The sequence below is a fragment of the Acinetobacter sp. SFB genome, assembly GCF_001647545.1.
Taxonomy (GTDB): domain Bacteria; phylum Pseudomonadota; class Gammaproteobacteria; order Pseudomonadales; family Moraxellaceae; genus Acinetobacter.
Map to the genome: position 1 here is coordinate 116,057 of NZ_LSZH01000001.1, position 14,921 is coordinate 130,977.

A 14,921-nucleotide genomic window follows, 5' to 3' on the forward strand; every position below is an offset into this window, starting at 1 on the left:
CTTTCGGGTGGTTTTTTTATGTAAGTTTCATTGATTTATCTTCAAAAAATGATCAATTTTAGTTATAAAAACTAAAACAGCGAAATAAGATAATCAACATGTTGAACTTTATAAGAAGCGTAAAATTTCAAAGTAGCTGGGGTGGTTTAATTAAGATTGTAGCACTTACTGCTTCTATATCTGCTTTTGCTAATCCGACAGCAGAGCGTGTATCTGAAAAAGTAGAACCACTTACACAAGCGGAAATCCAACAAAGCCTAAAAGATATGCAGACACGTATGAACCAGCAGATTGAAGCTTGGGGGAAGACATTAAAAGCAGAGGATTTTGAGCGGAGTTGGACGGGGCGGCAGTTGAAGAAATACAAGCGTCAGGAAGTGTGTGGAATTTATCAAAACATCATTAATGATATCTACCGGATGGCGGTTGAAAACAAGGCACGTTTAGCGGAGCAAGATCAAAAACTGTTGCATGATCGAAATGCCTTTATTCAGCGTCTGGGATATAAGGACAATATTGTAGATACCCAGATGGATTTTAACTGCCGGATTAAATAACAGCTATAAATAAAAAAGACGCATCAAGCGTCTTTTTTATGCAGTGAATGAAGCTATTAATGAGAATCATCAAACTCGTTATGTTGGGGAGCTGGGTGTTTAAAACCTTTGGTTTTATAACCAAGATATAAAATACCGAACATTGCCCACCATAAGCCATATTTCAACGATGTTTCTTCAATTTCTAACCACAGTGCAAACACACTAATGAAACCCAGTAATGGCACAATCACAAAGTTTAAAATATCTTTAAAGTTTTTGGTGCGTCCATCACGCAGTGCATAACGTGAAATGACTGACAGGTTAACAAAGGTAAATGCAGTTAAAGCACCGAAACTGATCAGTGAGATCACTGTATCAAGATTCATAAAGCCTGCAGTTAAAGCAACCGCACCGACAATTAAAATATTGTATGAAGGTGTCAGGCTTTTAGGACTGATATGGCCAAAGATTTTCTTGTTAATGACGCCATCACGACCCATAGCAAACATTAAGCGTGATACACCAGCATGTGCTGAAATACCTGATGCCAAAACCGTCACAATCGCAAAAGCAAGCACATAGGATTGGAATAGTGAACCCCCCACCAACATTAAAATATCGGGCTGAGTCGCTGCAATATCCTCAAAATATGTTTTTGGATCGTTCGGGAAGTAAATTTGCATGAAGTAGGTGCTGACAATAAAAATCACACCGGCAATCAAAGCAGTCAAGAAAATGGCTTTAGGCAAAGTCTTTTCAGTATCTTTGGTTTCTTCAGCAAGTGAACTTAAGGAGTCAAAACCGGTGAAGGAGAAGCACAGTAAAGTTGCACCGGTAATCAGTGCACCGACTGAAGTCAGCTCGTTCCAAAACGGTTCAAGGCTCCAAAGCTGATAGCGCTGATCTGCAGAGATTGGACCATCTGCATTAAAGCCCGCTTGTAGCTTGGTGTAAACCAAATAGGTAAATACAGCAATTACCACCAACTGTACCAACACAATCAAGCTATTGAAGTTCGCAACAAAGCGCGCACCCTTTAAGTTAACACCAGTCATGAATGCTGTAAGTACAACCACCCAAACCCAGTGGTTTACATCCGGGAAGAGCGCTTCCAGGTAAATTACTGCAAGAATGATGTTGACCATTGGGGACAGCAAGTAATCTAACCAAGATGACCAGCCGACCATAAAGCCGACATTGGGATGAATCGATTTTTGGGCATAGGTATACGCCGAACCCGAAGAAGGATAGCGACGAATCATATGACCATAACTCAGGGATGTTAATAAAATTGCAACGAGTGCAAATATGTAGGATGTCGGTACGTGAAAATGACTTTCTTCCGATACTAGGCCGAAAGTGTCAAATAACGTCATGGGCTGTATATAAGCTAAACCGATAATAATGATGTGCCAGAGTCCCAGCGTTTTTTGCAGTTTAGCTGCCGATGGAGTCCCAGAGATATTTGTCAACGGCGTTATCCTCTTAATCGTTGATCAAGGATCAGTCATGTTTATAAGGATCGTTTGAGACGAACGATCCCCCCTATACGAATAAAACAAAAGTGCGCCAATCTACTCTAGTTTGGTATCTTTTGCCAGTATCTTTGTAAATTGTTAATGCAGAAAATATGCCATTCGATATAAATAATTAGCTTTATCTTTCCACAAAGCAAAAGCCCGATGCTTAAAAAAACATCAGGCTAATATTTTGCTATATTGGCTTATTTTTCAATATTTACCAAGCTTTTTTTAGAATCGCTTTTAAATCACTTAAGGTCGCTTCTTTAGGGTTATAAATAATAGAACCATCATTTAATGCTTTTTCTGCTACTTCATCTAACTGTGCTTCAGATACCTTACCTGTTTCACGTAATGTACGTGGTAATTTGGTCAGGGTATTTAAGCGATCACGCATGGTGAGAATTGTTGCAATGGCCTTATCTGCCCGTAAGTGCGCAGGGGTCTGGGCGTAAATATCTGCACCGGCTAAAGGAAGCAATAATTCTGCTATTTTGTCGCCATTCACTTCTTTATTGTATTCCAGTACATACGGAAGGAACAGGTTCATGCATAAACCATGCGGTAGATGCGCAACAGCACCCAAGGCATGTCCTAATGAATGCACCAAGCCCACCATTGAGTTAGAGAAGGCGATACCTGCCATGGTAGACGCTTGAGCCAATTCCAGGCGACCAAACTCATCTGTTGGATTGTTGAGTACATTGAACAAACTATTGCTGACTTTTTTGATCGCAGCAGTGGCATAGGCATCACTAATCGGATTTGCAGCCATACAGGTATAAGCTTCAACTGCATGGGTCAATGCATCCATTGCAGTCATTGCCGTGAGGTGTGGTGGCAAGGTTTGGGTCATGCGCGGATCAAGAATGGCTGCATGCGGCATCAAATAATAAGATGCAAATGGCATTTTGACATTTTTTTCAAGGTCAGAAACTACAGCCACCATGGTCACTTCTGAACCGGTGCCTGAAGTCGTTGGAATAACGAAAAATGGTTTTAACGGTTTTGGAAGATTATGCGCACCTGAGAACTTCAGCAGGTCATCACCGCCTTCAGTCACCAAAATATTGGTGGCCTTAGACGTATCAATGACTGAGCCGCCACCGACCGCAATAATCGCATCACAGTTGTTGTCGCGATAGGCTTTTGCCGCATTACGAACGGTTTGTACGCTCGAATCAGGTGGTACATCATCAAAAATATAACCAATCACGGCATCGGTAGATTCAAATGCAGCTTCGATCGGTATTAGTAAATTATTTGCGCGTACGCCTTTATCGGTAATGATCAGTGGGCGTTTGGCACCCAAAGTCGCAAGTTCAAATGGGATGTGTTCTAACGCGGCATGACCTGCGATAACTTTTACTGGGCAGAAAAATTCGTAATAAGGCTTAGCCATGTTATGCACTCCGTTTAAAATATGATTGAGCTAGTTTCAAATAAATATTTGCAGCTCCGCTAAGTTTTTGTTTTAGGCTCAATTCCGTTGGATATTGTTTTACCGCAAGTTCGGCCAGGAGTTTAGGTAAAATCAGCGATTCCATTTTATTTAAGCAACGGACCAGACGAATGGCGTTTGACACATCACCATCTGCAATCATGCGGTCGTGCGCAAAGGCTTGTGCAGTACTTTCTTGAAAAGAAAAGACTAAAAAAGCATGGGTTAAATGCTTAAAAGTAATGGTTAAATCAGGCTTGATGTCTACAGATTTTAGTAATTTTAATTGATGGTCTTCCGTGACTTTCGCAATAAAAGCTGGGCCATTGGGAAATACTTTCATCGATAGAACAAAACCGACAGGGAAGTTGGCGACTTCCTGTTTTACTTCATCATCGACTTGACTCGCCATTACCAGACCTCTGCCAATCACATCCATCATGAGTTTGACATAGGTCAGTTGTAAAGCGGGCTTTACGGATTTGGTTGAAATCACTCGCGCATCCCTTATCTAAAAGTATTTTATTGATTTAGAGTAAATACTCTAATTTATTTTTATGTCAAAAGCAAAGTTATTGTTGCATGACTTGAATGTGATTAAAGTAACCGCTGTTGTTTAAAGTTTCAATGATGTCGACGCACAAGTTCTCGAATTTGGGATAGTTTGGCACCAAGTCCATGACACGGATCATTTCCAGTCCTGCATAACCGCATGGGTTAATTGTGTGGAAGCCCGACAGGTCGCAATCAATATTCAGTGCCAGCCCATGATAGCTGCGTCCTTTACGGATTTTAAAACCTAGAGAGCCAATTTTACGTTCCGTGACATATACGCCGGGTGCATCCGCTTTGGCGTAGGCTTCAATCCCGTATTTTTTGAGCAGTTCAATCATAAGGTTTTCGGCATAAGATACTAAGGTACGCACATTCCAGCCTAAACGGTTAAGGTCAAACATAAAGTAGGCAACCAACTGACCGGGGCCATGCCAGGTGACTTGTCCGCCACGATCGGTTTGCACTACTGGAATGTTGCTGGGCATCAGAATATGTTCAGGTTTTCCGGCTTGACCTTGCGTTAAAACTTGATGATGCTGCAAAATCCACAGTTCATCGGGAGTGTTTTCATCTCGGCTCTCCGTCAGGTTTTTCATGTCCTGAAAACGATCGAGATAGGGGGTGAGCTGGTTGAACTGACGAATAATCAGGGTTGGTTTTAGAACAGCAGCAGTCACGTAAAGTGCGTCCTTAAAGAAGTTTAATATTGTGAATGATTATAATGAAATCATGCTGGGATAGGGGCAATCCCCAGATGATTTGCCATTTTTATTGAAAAGGAATTCCATGATTTTCTGTAGATATAAAAAAACACGCCTCGAAGCGTGTTTTTTTATTTGTCTTAAAGCGCTGTTTTAATCAATGGACATGCGGCTAAATCGGCATAAAGCGCATGAACTTGTTCAAGCTCCAAGAAAAGCAGTTGTGCAGTTAAAGAGTGATATTTACCTGTGCGAGATACTTGAATTTTAATACTCGTGCTATCAAAGTCAGGAAAGTGTTTCACTAAAATGTCTACAACAGCGACATGTAAATCATCACTTGCTTCACCAATCAGTTTGATTGGATAATCCATAGGGAAAACCCATAGATCTTCTTGAAGTTCGCGAGATGGCGTACGGTCTAACATGGTCATAGTGGACCCCTTTATATCAAACGCCTGCATGAATGCAGGCGTTATATGTCTTCTGAATACTAAATGGGGATACCTGAATCGTTTTCAAGTCCCCATCGGTATCATCAAGGATTAGTCATTTTCTAGGAATGAACGTAAGTGTTCAGAACGAGAAGGATGACGTAATTTGCGTAATGCTTTGGCTTCAATCTGACGAATACGCTCACGTGTTACGTCAAACTGTTTACCGACTTCTTCCAAGGTATGGTCAGTTGGCATATCAATACCAAAACGCATTTTCAAGACTTTGGCTTCACGTTCGGTCAAGTTTTCAAGTACTTCACGAGTCGCTTCTTTTAAGCCTTCTGAAGTTGCAGCATCAATTGGAGAGGTAATGTTGCCATCTTCAATGAAGTCACCCAAATGCGAATCTTCATCATCACCAATCGGCGTTTCCATGGAAATCGGCTCTTTGGCAATTTTGAGTACTTTACGCACTTTAACTTCATCCATTTCCAGACGTTCGCCCAATTCTTCAGGAGTCGGTTCACGGCCCATTTCTTGAAGAAGTTGACGTGATACACGGTTGATCTTGTTAATGGTTTCGATCATGTGTACTGGAATACGAATGGTACGTGCCTGATCGGCAATAGAACGGGTAATCGCCTGACGAATCCACCAAGTTGCATAAGTCGAGAATTTATAACCACGACGGTATTCAAACTTGTCTACGGCTTTCATCAAGCCAATGTTACCTTCTTGAATCAAGTCAAGGAATTGCAAACCACGGTTGGTGTATTTTTTCGCAATCGAAATTACCAGACGCAAGTTTGCTTCAACCATTTCTTTTTTCGCGCGGCGTGCTTTGGCTTCACCAATCGACATGCGTTTAGAAATGTCTTTAATGCCTTTAACATCAAGACCCAGTTCTTTTTCAATGTCTGCAATCTTTTGTTGGAATGCAAGCACATCTGGACGTACTTTTTCTAAATAAGCTTTTTGATCAGCAGGTGCTTTGGCAATTTGTTCATCTAACCAGGCTGGATTTGATTCCTGACCCGGGAACGACGTACGGAAGTGGTCGCGGTCCATACGACCACGACGTACTGCGTAACGCATAACTTCACGTTCAGAAGCACGAATTTGTTCATGCGTACCCCGAATCATTTCTGAAATGATATCAAATAAACGTGGGGTAAATTTAAACATCATAAACACAGTTGCAAGCGCTTGCTGTGCTTCTTCAGCCTGTTTGCTGCCACGACCATACTTTTCAATCGCGATTTTGGTTAATTTCCAGGCATCTTCCAATTCGGTGAAGCGAATGCGGGCAATTTCTGGATCTGGACCTGACTCAACTTCAGAATCATCATCACTTTCAGCTTCTTCATCCTCGTCATCATCCAGTTTTACATCTTTGGTTGTTTTAGTTGCAGCTTCAGGTTCTTCAACAACAATTTCAGCTTCTTCTATAACTTCTGGAATTTCTTCATTAGATTCTGGGTCTAAATAACCAGATAAAATATCAGCAAGACGACGTTCGCCTTCGGCAACATCGCTATATTCTTTTAATACAACTTCAACCGCATTTGGCCAGTACGCAATAGAGTGAAGAACGTCACGAATACCTTCTTCAATACGTTTAGCAATGCTAATTTCGCCTTCACGGGTTAAAAGTTCAACCGTTCCCATTTCACGCATGTACATACGTACTGGATCCGTGGTACGACCAGGTTCGCTTTCAACTGAAGCAAGAACAGCAGCCGCTTCTTCTTCAGCGACTTCATCGGTTGCTTCTGCATTGTTACCGTCGAACATGGTGTCATCAGATTCAGGAGCACGTTCATGCACAGGAATACCAACGTCTTGAAGCATTTGAATAATGTCTTCAATCTGTTCGCTTTCCGTAATCGAGGCTGGGAGATGATCGTTAACTTCAGCGTAAGTTAAGTAACCTTGCTCTTTGCCTCGCTTAATCAGAGCCGCTACTTGCGAAGTAGGGGAAGTTATATCGCTCATCTTTGCTTACTCTTCATTGAATCTGTGGCGGTGAAAAACCGTGCATGATAGCACAATTCGCTTAAAATAGTTCTGAATTGATTGTTCAAGTCTCATTCGGAAAGATGACTTTGATTTAACAGTTGTTTTCAATATTGGGTTGGAATTTTATTTTTCAAGTCTGTTTGCTGGAATGTATTCAAAATATAATGCGTTTCTGCATGTGTCATGAATAAAATTCTACATCTTCATGAATACACAATTTTAGGGTCAAAAAACAAGACTAAATTGAGTTTGTTATATAAAAAATTAAAAAAAACTTGACAATAATTCGGAACAAAGATAAATAGCGCCTAGACCCATTCACTTTTTTTCACCATGAGGTAGTTTTAGTGTCTTCTACAGATTTTGAACTAGATGATAGCTTCAGTGAGGATGACGTTAGCTTTGATGAAGCCTCAAGCAAAATTAGTGCTAAAGAGTCTTTGGAAAAACGTCGTCTGATTGATGACCTGCTCGCACAACGTCGTTTGGAGCGTGAACTGAAAGATTTTGATTATGATCTGGATGATGACGACGATTTTGACGATGAAGAAGACTAAATTGTGATTTAGCATAGCCGGCTAAAATGCTATGCTATCCGCAGTTATTTTACTGAACTTGGATTTTAAATGAGTGCTTTAGATTTAGACCTATTGAGCGAATATCTAGATGGCGACCAAAATGAGCATGGTCTAGATTTTGCGGCAACTCATGGTTTTTTATGTGCAACTGCTGTTGGACCAACTTTTGATAAATGGCTCGATGAACTTTTCGATAACAATCAAAAGAAAGTACCTGCTGAAATGATTGCACAGGTAAAAGCATGGTTAGAAGCAATTCGTCAAAACTTGGCCAATGAAGAAGGGATTACATTCCCATTTGAAATTGAAGAAGCAGATACTGAATCAAGCTTGGGTGACTGGAGTGTGGGCTTTGTAGATGCCATGTTCTTAAATGAAGATGCTTGGTTCACACCTGAACATGAAGAACAGGTGGTCGATTTAACTTTACCAATGATGGTATTCAGCGGTGTGGATGACGAAGACCCACAAATGGAATCTTTCCGTCGCAATGGTCAGCTTATGGACGAAATTGCTGAAGAAATTCCAGAAAACTTAAATGAAATTTATTTGATGTATCACACACCAAAATAATTCAGACAAGTTTTAAAAAAGCACCTTTTGAGGTGCTTTTTTATGGGGCGTTTTTTTTCATTTTATGCTGAGAGGAATTCATCAGCAAAATTTATTTAAGCTATATCGGGCATAACCATTATAGGCGATATGAAAGATCAGTCCATGTAAAGCAATGGCAATCGCGACCAGAAATGAATTGCCGGCTCTACCAGCATAGCCTATGGTAATCAGAATTTCTTCAGCACGCGGATGTAGAAATATCAAGATAAAGCCTATGCTCATGGCGATGACTGTGGATCCCCAAACCAGTTTGTTTTTTTCGTTGTTGTTGGGTAAGTGCTGTTCTTTTTTAACAAAATGTCTGGTACTTAGAAAAGCAGACGCGATCAGAGCGGGTAGCAAGGTAATGGCACCGAGCTTCAGAGCATAAATCAATATGCTGAACAAAAGGATCAAGGCAATACTATAAACGATTGCAAAATATTTAAGATAATGCGACATCGTCTTAGTCTCCTGACAAGAGTCTGTGATCAGGATGGATGATTTTTACGCTGATGTCTACGGTATAGAATCCAGATAATAATGGCGGTTACGAGGATAATAATAAAATGGCTGATTTGGCTAAAAATATTCTGCATCAAGGCTTGGTTTTCGCCAAAATAAAAACCCACACAAGCCAACAATGTCGTCCAGATGACCGTACCTAAGCTACTGTAGAACATAAATTTCCAGAACGGCATGTGACTCATACCCGCAGGGATGCTAATTAACGAACGAACAGCTGGAATCATACGACCAAAAAACACAATACGATCTCCATATTGCTCAAACCAGTCGAGTGATTTTTTGACATCGAGGGATTTTATAAAAAGATATTTGCCGTAGCGATCTACAAAACGAAAAATACTGGCGTGATTAAACTTATAGCCAATCCAATACAGTATGGCAGCAGCGATGAGCGAGCCTATAGAACCCGCAATAATCACACCCACTAAAAAGAGTTGACCTTGTGATGCAGAATAGCCAGCGGATGGCATAATGATTTCAGAGGGAATGGGCGGAAAAATATTGTCGAGAAACATGAGTAGGGCAATACCGAAGTAGCCCAATTGTTCCATAATGGAAATAATCCATTCAGTCAGATTCATAAGTTTATAAAAATAATAATATCTGAACTATCCTAAAGTTTATTTATTGCAGGGTAAAGTATAGCCAAGTAATCAAAGTTGTTTATTCTTGGCTATATACCAGTGTGTGAATGTAGACCTTTCTTAAACTATACGACAATGCAAAAGGAATCACACTGAGCATTGCATATTCCAGTAGATTGGGTTTTAAGTGGTATGCAATAAATATAGATAAAATAGTGCCAATGACAGCGCCTAAGATCACAATAAAAAGATGTGATTCTTGTTCTAAAACTCTTTTTATTTCTTCTAATTTTTGATAATTTTTTTCACGAATGATATTAAAACGTCGCGTATAGTTGGCTGAACGGCTAATTGATCTTGGCATAATTTAATTCCTTTTCACGTTATAAATGAACAAGTTAGCTATTTATTGTGTTTTAAGTTTCAGATTATCAAATATTGAGTGACTTAATAAGCATTAATGGTGAAAATTGGTGATGTTTTCTTATCTATTGTTTATTTTAGGTAAATAAAAAACCCTCAAATGAGGGCTTTTTATATAACTTTACAAATCAGAGATTACAGACGTTTGCGTTTAGCTGCTGCAATTTGAGACTGACGCATACGGAAACCGGCTTTCTGTTGTTCTGTGGTTTTTTCGATGCAGTATTTGCACGATACCCCATGTTCGTAACTTGGAAGTTCAGCTTCTGCAGGGAGTAAAGGCCAACCGCAAGCATGACATTTAGTATTCTGACCTTCTTCTACGCCATGGGTAACCGCAGTACGACCATCAAATACGAAACATTCACCTTCCCACATACTTTCTTCAACAGGCGTTTCTTCCAGATATTTTAAAATACCGCCTTTCAGGTGATACACCTCATTAAAGCCTTCTTGAAGCAATAACGATGTTGATTTTTCACAACGAATTCCACCAGTACAGAACATCGCAATTTTCTTGTCTTTATGCTGTGCAAGGTTTTGTTTTACATAGTCTGGAAATTCACGGAAAGTTTCTGTTTTAGGGTCAACCGCACCTTTAAATGTACCGGCTTTATATTCGTAGTCATTACGTGTATCGACCAGTATTACGTCATCACGTGCAATCAGTTCATTCCATTGTTTAGGATCAAGATAATGACCTACAAGATCACGGGGTTTAACTTCCACACCTAAGGTTACAATCTCTTTTTTAAGCTTGATTTTCATTTTACGGAAAGGTTTTTCATCGCTATGAGACTCTTTGTACTCCATAGCGTTAAAGCCTTCATTCAAAAGAAAGGCATGAATTTGGTCAATCGCTTCACGATTCCCAGCCACAGTACCGTTAATCCCTTCACCAGCTACAATTAGAGTTCCACACAAGTTAATGCTGTTGACCAAGTCTAAAAGACGTTGCTGAAGATCGGCAGGATCTTGAACTTCTTTAAATTGATATAGTGCTGCAACAACCCAACTTGTGGTCGCTTGCTGTTCTACAGGTGCAAGCTGTTCTACAGTAGCGTTCATGGAATACTCCAAATGTATTATGATAGGACAAAATTCAAGGCGCGTATTTTAACGTGAATTGTATGAATAAGCGAGAAAACCATAACTAAAATATGGTTATTAAGCGAAAGGTGCCGATATAGGCTGTTATTGATCAAATCGATCTTGAATTAAATGAATTTGATAAATGATTTTATTAATGTCTAAAGTGTGTAGGAGTGTGTTTTGAGTACTGACCGTCGAATTACTTCTTTGACCCCATGTGCAGGGCGTTGTTCTACGGTATTTGGCGATTCAGTATGCCGTGGCTGTCGTCGCTTTAACCATGAAGTGATTCAGTGGAATACTTACACGCCTGAACAGCACACTGCGGTGTGGAAGCGTCTGGATGCACAACTGGATCAAATTTTAGTACCCATGCTTCCCCATGCCGATTTGCGTCATGTGGAAGGCTTTGTTCTCTCTAAACGGGTGCGTTTACGTGATGATGCATCCAAGGGGCGCAAGCTTTATCATGCACTTAAAATTTGTGAGAAGAATAAAAATTTAGCTGAAGAAAGCGGTTTGGGGATTCACGATAAACAGGTAAAACCATTGTGGCAGGAATTTGAACGTCGGGTACTCGCTTTGGCTACAGCAAGTTATGATTTTGCTTTTTTACGTGCCGATGGGATTAGCCATAATTTATTACAGATGATGCAAGAAGATTAAACCCATTATTTTTATTTAAAGTTTTAAAAAATTAAATTTGATTATTCAAGAGTTGAAAATGTGAATATCGCAGAATACCTGTTGTATTGCATGGCTGTCATTCTCATGATTGCGATACCTGGACCCGTCATGCTGTTGGTTGCAAGTGCAGGACTCAAAGGCGGTTATCGCAAAGCCCTGCAAACAATATTTGGAACTAATTTTGCATCACTCATTTTAATTATAATTTCCATTTTGATGCTCAAAGGCTTACTGGATATTAATAAACTGTGGTTTAACAGTATTAAAATTCTAGGCTGTTTCTATATTGCCTATTTGGGCCTTCAAATTTTAAAGGAAGTTTGTTGCTCAAAAGCAGATGAAGGTGAATCAGCGTTACCATTCAAATCTCGGTCAATGAATGGTGGTTTTAAACAGGGATTTCTGGTCGGTATTTCCAATCCTAAAGATATTATTTTCTTTGCTTCATTTTTCCCACAGTTTGTACACATCACGCCTCGTTTGGATATTAGTCTTGGGATGCTGACTTTGAGCTGGATTGTTTTAGACTTTGCCACGTTATCTTTCGTTTATTTAAGCTTTAATCGTTTATCCAAATCTAAGATTTATAGTAAATTGTTATTGGCTTGTGGTGCATTTCTAATCTTAATTGCTATATATGGTTTGTATTCGATATTGTTCTAAATATTCTGAATAATAAAAAGCCCCTAAAGTCAGGGCTTTTTATTATTTAAGTTTAAAGATTATGTGCTAAACGATACTGCACAATTTCTTCAATGGTAATCACGGTTAGATCATGAGTTTGTGCATACGACAGAACTTGAATGCCTGATGCCATTGTGCCATCAGGGTTGGTCAATTCACACAAAACACCAGCTGGTTTTAGACCCGCCAAACGTGCTAAATCAATTGTGCCTTCAGTATGCCCACGACGGGTTAACACACCACCATTAAGGGCGCGTAAAGGGAAAACATGACCTGGACGATTTAGGTCGCTGGCTACAGCACCATCCTTGATTGCAGCTTTAATTGTGGTGGTGCGGTCTTTTGCTGAAACACCAGTGGTTACGCCTTGTGCCGCTTCAATCGTTACGGTAAATGCAGTTTTAAACTGGCTGGAGTTATCCGCCACCATCGGTGGAAGTTGCAAATGATTGGCCAGTTCATCCGTTAAGCATAAGCAGACAATACCTGAACCATCACGAATCATACGTGCCATGGTTTCAACATTTAGTGTTTCTGCAGCAACAATGAGATCGGCTTCATTTTCACGGTCAAAGTCATCCATCACCAAAACCGGTTTGCCTTGGCGGATATCTTCTAATGCTTTTTCAATACGTTGCTCAGCTGGGGGAAGGGCTGAAAAGAAAATTTCGGGTTGAATCAAACTAGACATTGAAACGCTCTCGTAAAATAAAAATACGGTTGAACATTTCAGGACTGATGCAGAAATGGGGTCGCAGCGATATATCAAATATAAATATCCGTTACGTCGTCTTCTTTCATCCGGACTATACCGTCGGCTTTGGTTTTTCACCAAATCTGCGAGGCAATCTATTTATAACAATTGACAGGCTCGTGGGCTGATTTAGTCATTGCGCATGCAAGCTGAATTTTACCACCGGTGGGGAATTTCGCCCCGCCCTGAAGCGATGTGCAATGATTATAGACCTGTTTTAAATCAAGGGCGCAGCTTTCTATAGATCAATCAGTCATATTGATAGTAATTATGTGAATAATAAAATAAAAATCATTAGGCAATAAAAAAGCCCGCATATTGCGAGCTTTTAGTATCTTTAAATTTAAGCCACTTGAACAGGAATACAGTTCGCAGTGTGATTTACGGTATTGTTTGGGTTGGCATAAACAAGACGTGGTTTATGGGCATTTGCTTCGGCTTCAGTGAAATCACCAAATGTTGCGATAATCATCAAATCGCCAACGTCAGCTTGAAGGGCGGCACCGCCATTGACTGAAATAATGCCTGAGTTTTCTTCACCACGAATTGCATAAGTGGTAAAACGCTTACCATTAGTCACGTTCCACATATGAATTTCTTCATATTCGCGGATACCGGCTAAATCCAATAACACGCCGTCAATTGCACAAGAACCTTCATAATGTAATTCTGCTTGTGTAACGACACAACGGTGAATTTTAGCTTTTAATAAACGAGATAGCATGGCTAGCGTCTCCTTAGTGGGCCTAAGATTTTATCTTATGGTTAAATCAAATCACTTCTTACTGGATCAGTAATCCGCAGAAAACGCATTTTGCTCCGAAATAAGCAACATGGCAAGCAGGATTTTTCAACAATTTATGGAATGATCAGTTCGGTTTATAAGCATTGATTTGATTCATTGCTTGCTGTATGTCACCGCTTACCAGCAATTTAATGCGAGATAAAGCGTGAGCAATGGCCTCATCCATTAAATCTTGTTCGCTGCTCGGCGCTTTACTGAGTACATGTCCAGATACACGTTCTTTTGAACCAGGATGACCAATACCAATACGTAGACGATGGAAATTAGGACCTGTATGGGGAACGATATCGCGTAAACCGTTATGACCACCGTGACCACCGCCTGTTTTTAGGCGAATTACACCGGGATTCATATCCAGCTCATCATGCGCAATCAGCATCGCTTGTGGGGCAACTTGATAGAATTTTGCGAAGGGCACAACACTTTTGCCAGAGGCATTCATAAAGGTTGTGGGTAAAAGCAGACGAACGTCCTGACCTTCAATATTACCGCGACCGCTGATTCCGTAGAATTTAGGATCGGTTTTGAGGGAAATGCCATATTGTTCTGCAAGCCGTTCAACGAACCAAGCGCCTGCATTATGGCGGGTTTGGGCGTATTCCTTACCAGGATTGCCCAAACCGACAATTAGCGAAAGTTTTGACACTAATTATACCGTTAACACTTATGCGCGTTTAAAGTCAGCGTGCATAGGCGTGTTTTTAGCTGGATGACGTTGTAAAGCTTGGATTTTAACGCTTTCAACTTTGTCGCCCACTTGAATTTCAATCACTTCTTCAAAGAAAGAATTGTCTTCAAGGAATTTAACAAGTTGACGAAGTTCTAAAGTAACAGTTACAGGAGCAGCTTCGCCACCGTAAATGATTGCTGGAACTTTTTGTTCTAGACGAAGGCGGCGGCTCGAACCTTTCCCTTGTACTGATTCGTCACGAGCTACTGCATTTAATACGAAGTTTGCCATGATGACATTTCCTCATTGA

Annotated in this window: 19 protein-coding genes and 1 riboswitch; of the genes, 5 read left to right on the plus strand and 14 right to left on the minus strand. The window is 40.3% G+C overall.

Annotated features, from left to right (window positions below):
- Positions 1 to 98 precede the first annotated feature (98 nt).
- Positions 99 to 557 (plus strand): hypothetical protein, encoded by a 459-nt coding sequence (locus AY606_RS00515; RefSeq protein WP_067863160.1) that lies wholly within the window; start codon positions 99 to 101, stop codon positions 555 to 557.
- Between the two features lie 56 nt (positions 558 to 613).
- Here the strand turns inward: AY606_RS00515 and AY606_RS00520 are convergent, their stop codons facing one another.
- The 6 genes from AY606_RS00520 to rpoD all read right to left on the minus strand — a co-directional run bounded on the left by AY606_RS00520 (position 614) and on the right by rpoD (position 7,188).
- A complete protein-coding gene (locus AY606_RS00520; protein WP_067863163.1) occupies positions 614 to 2,011 on the minus strand; it encodes an APC family permease in 1,398 nt (465 codons plus the stop codon).
- A gap of 265 nt (positions 2,012 to 2,276) precedes the next feature.
- Positions 2,277 to 3,461, minus strand: coding sequence for an iron-containing alcohol dehydrogenase (locus AY606_RS00525; RefSeq protein ID WP_067863166.1), 1,185 nt, complete (start codon positions 3,459 to 3,461; stop codon positions 2,277 to 2,279).
- Position 3,462: 1 nt separating this feature from the next.
- The gene (locus tag AY606_RS00530) at positions 3,463 to 3,996 is read right to left on the minus strand and encodes a hypothetical protein (protein ID WP_067863169.1); all 534 of its coding nucleotides are present in this window, start codon (positions 3,994 to 3,996) and stop codon (positions 3,463 to 3,465) included.
- A gap of 76 nt (positions 3,997 to 4,072) precedes the next feature.
- Positions 4,073 to 4,732 (minus strand): lipoyl(octanoyl) transferase LipB, encoded by a 660-nt coding sequence (gene lipB / locus AY606_RS00535; protein ID WP_067863172.1) that lies wholly within the window; start codon positions 4,730 to 4,732, stop codon positions 4,073 to 4,075.
- 164 nt (positions 4,733 to 4,896) lie between these two features.
- Positions 4,897 to 5,184: a YbeD family protein gene (locus AY606_RS00540; RefSeq protein WP_131267048.1), complete on the minus strand. Its 288-nt coding sequence runs from the start codon at positions 5,182 to 5,184 to the stop codon at positions 4,897 to 4,899.
- A 117-nt stretch (positions 5,185 to 5,301) separates the two neighbouring features.
- Positions 5,302 to 7,188, minus strand: coding sequence for an RNA polymerase sigma factor RpoD (gene rpoD / locus AY606_RS00545; protein WP_067863178.1), 1,887 nt, complete (start codon positions 7,186 to 7,188; stop codon positions 5,302 to 5,304).
- A 371-nt stretch (positions 7,189 to 7,559) separates the two neighbouring features.
- On the opposite strand from rpoD, the gene AY606_RS00550 reads away from it, so the two are divergent.
- Together AY606_RS00550 and AY606_RS00555 are read left to right on the plus strand one after the other, a co-directional pair.
- Positions 7,560 to 7,769: a PA3496 family putative envelope integrity protein gene (locus AY606_RS00550; protein WP_067863182.1), complete on the plus strand. Its 210-nt coding sequence runs from the start codon at positions 7,560 to 7,562 to the stop codon at positions 7,767 to 7,769.
- 69 nt (positions 7,770 to 7,838) lie between these two features.
- Entirely contained in the window at positions 7,839 to 8,363 is a 525-nt protein-coding gene (locus tag AY606_RS00555) for a YecA/YgfB family protein (protein WP_067863184.1), read from the plus strand.
- Positions 8,364 to 8,444: 81 nt separating this feature from the next.
- Here AY606_RS00555 and AY606_RS00560 read toward each other — a convergent pair whose 3' ends face one another.
- The 4 genes from AY606_RS00560 to trhO form a co-directional block, all read right to left on the minus strand.
- Positions 8,445 to 8,846, minus strand: a complete 402-nt coding sequence (locus tag AY606_RS00560) for an ABZJ_00895 family protein (RefSeq protein ID WP_067863187.1) — start codon at positions 8,844 to 8,846, stop codon at positions 8,445 to 8,447.
- 29 nt (positions 8,847 to 8,875) lie between these two features.
- Positions 8,876 to 9,493: a DedA family protein gene (locus tag AY606_RS00565; RefSeq protein WP_067863190.1), complete on the minus strand. Its 618-nt coding sequence runs from the start codon at positions 9,491 to 9,493 to the stop codon at positions 8,876 to 8,878.
- A gap of 82 nt (positions 9,494 to 9,575) precedes the next feature.
- Positions 9,576 to 9,860, minus strand: a complete 285-nt coding sequence (locus AY606_RS00570; protein WP_067863193.1) for a hypothetical protein — start codon at positions 9,858 to 9,860, stop codon at positions 9,576 to 9,578.
- A 194-nt stretch (positions 9,861 to 10,054) separates the two neighbouring features.
- On the minus strand, positions 10,055 to 10,987 hold the full coding sequence (gene trhO / locus AY606_RS00575; protein WP_067863196.1) for an oxygen-dependent tRNA uridine(34) hydroxylase TrhO: 933 nt from the start codon (positions 10,985 to 10,987) through the stop codon (positions 10,055 to 10,057).
- Positions 10,988 to 11,191: 204 nt separating this feature from the next.
- Between trhO and AY606_RS00580 the strand changes: the two genes are divergently transcribed.
- The gene (locus AY606_RS00580) at positions 11,192 to 11,677 is read left to right on the plus strand and encodes a DUF1289 domain-containing protein (protein ID WP_067863199.1); all 486 of its coding nucleotides are present in this window, start codon (positions 11,192 to 11,194) and stop codon (positions 11,675 to 11,677) included.
- A gap of 60 nt (positions 11,678 to 11,737) precedes the next feature.
- Positions 11,738 to 12,361: a LysE family translocator gene (locus AY606_RS00585; protein WP_067863202.1), complete on the plus strand. Its 624-nt coding sequence runs from the start codon at positions 11,738 to 11,740 to the stop codon at positions 12,359 to 12,361.
- A 52-nt stretch (positions 12,362 to 12,413) separates the two neighbouring features.
- Here AY606_RS00585 and ribB read toward each other — a convergent pair whose 3' ends face one another.
- From ribB to rplY, 4 genes are all read right to left on the minus strand, one after another.
- Positions 12,414 to 13,073: a 3,4-dihydroxy-2-butanone-4-phosphate synthase gene (ribB, locus tag AY606_RS00590; RefSeq protein WP_067863204.1), complete on the minus strand. Its 660-nt coding sequence runs from the start codon at positions 13,071 to 13,073 to the stop codon at positions 12,414 to 12,416.
- Positions 13,074 to 13,167: 94 nt separating this feature from the next.
- Positions 13,168 to 13,332, minus strand: a riboswitch (FMN riboswitch).
- 147 nt (positions 13,333 to 13,479) lie between these two features.
- Positions 13,480 to 13,860 carry an aspartate 1-decarboxylase gene (gene panD, locus AY606_RS00595; RefSeq protein ID WP_067723997.1) on the minus strand — a complete coding sequence of 127 codons (381 nt, stop codon included), beginning with the start codon at positions 13,858 to 13,860 and terminating at the stop codon, positions 13,480 to 13,482.
- A 145-nt stretch (positions 13,861 to 14,005) separates the two neighbouring features.
- Positions 14,006 to 14,587 carry an aminoacyl-tRNA hydrolase gene (pth, locus tag AY606_RS00600; protein WP_067863206.1) on the minus strand — a complete coding sequence of 194 codons (582 nt, stop codon included), beginning with the start codon at positions 14,585 to 14,587 and terminating at the stop codon, positions 14,006 to 14,008.
- Between the two features lie 18 nt (positions 14,588 to 14,605).
- Positions 14,606 to 14,902 (minus strand): 50S ribosomal protein L25, encoded by a 297-nt coding sequence (gene rplY / locus AY606_RS00605; protein ID WP_067863208.1) that lies wholly within the window; start codon positions 14,900 to 14,902, stop codon positions 14,606 to 14,608.
- Between the last annotated feature and the right edge of the window lie 19 nt (positions 14,903 to 14,921).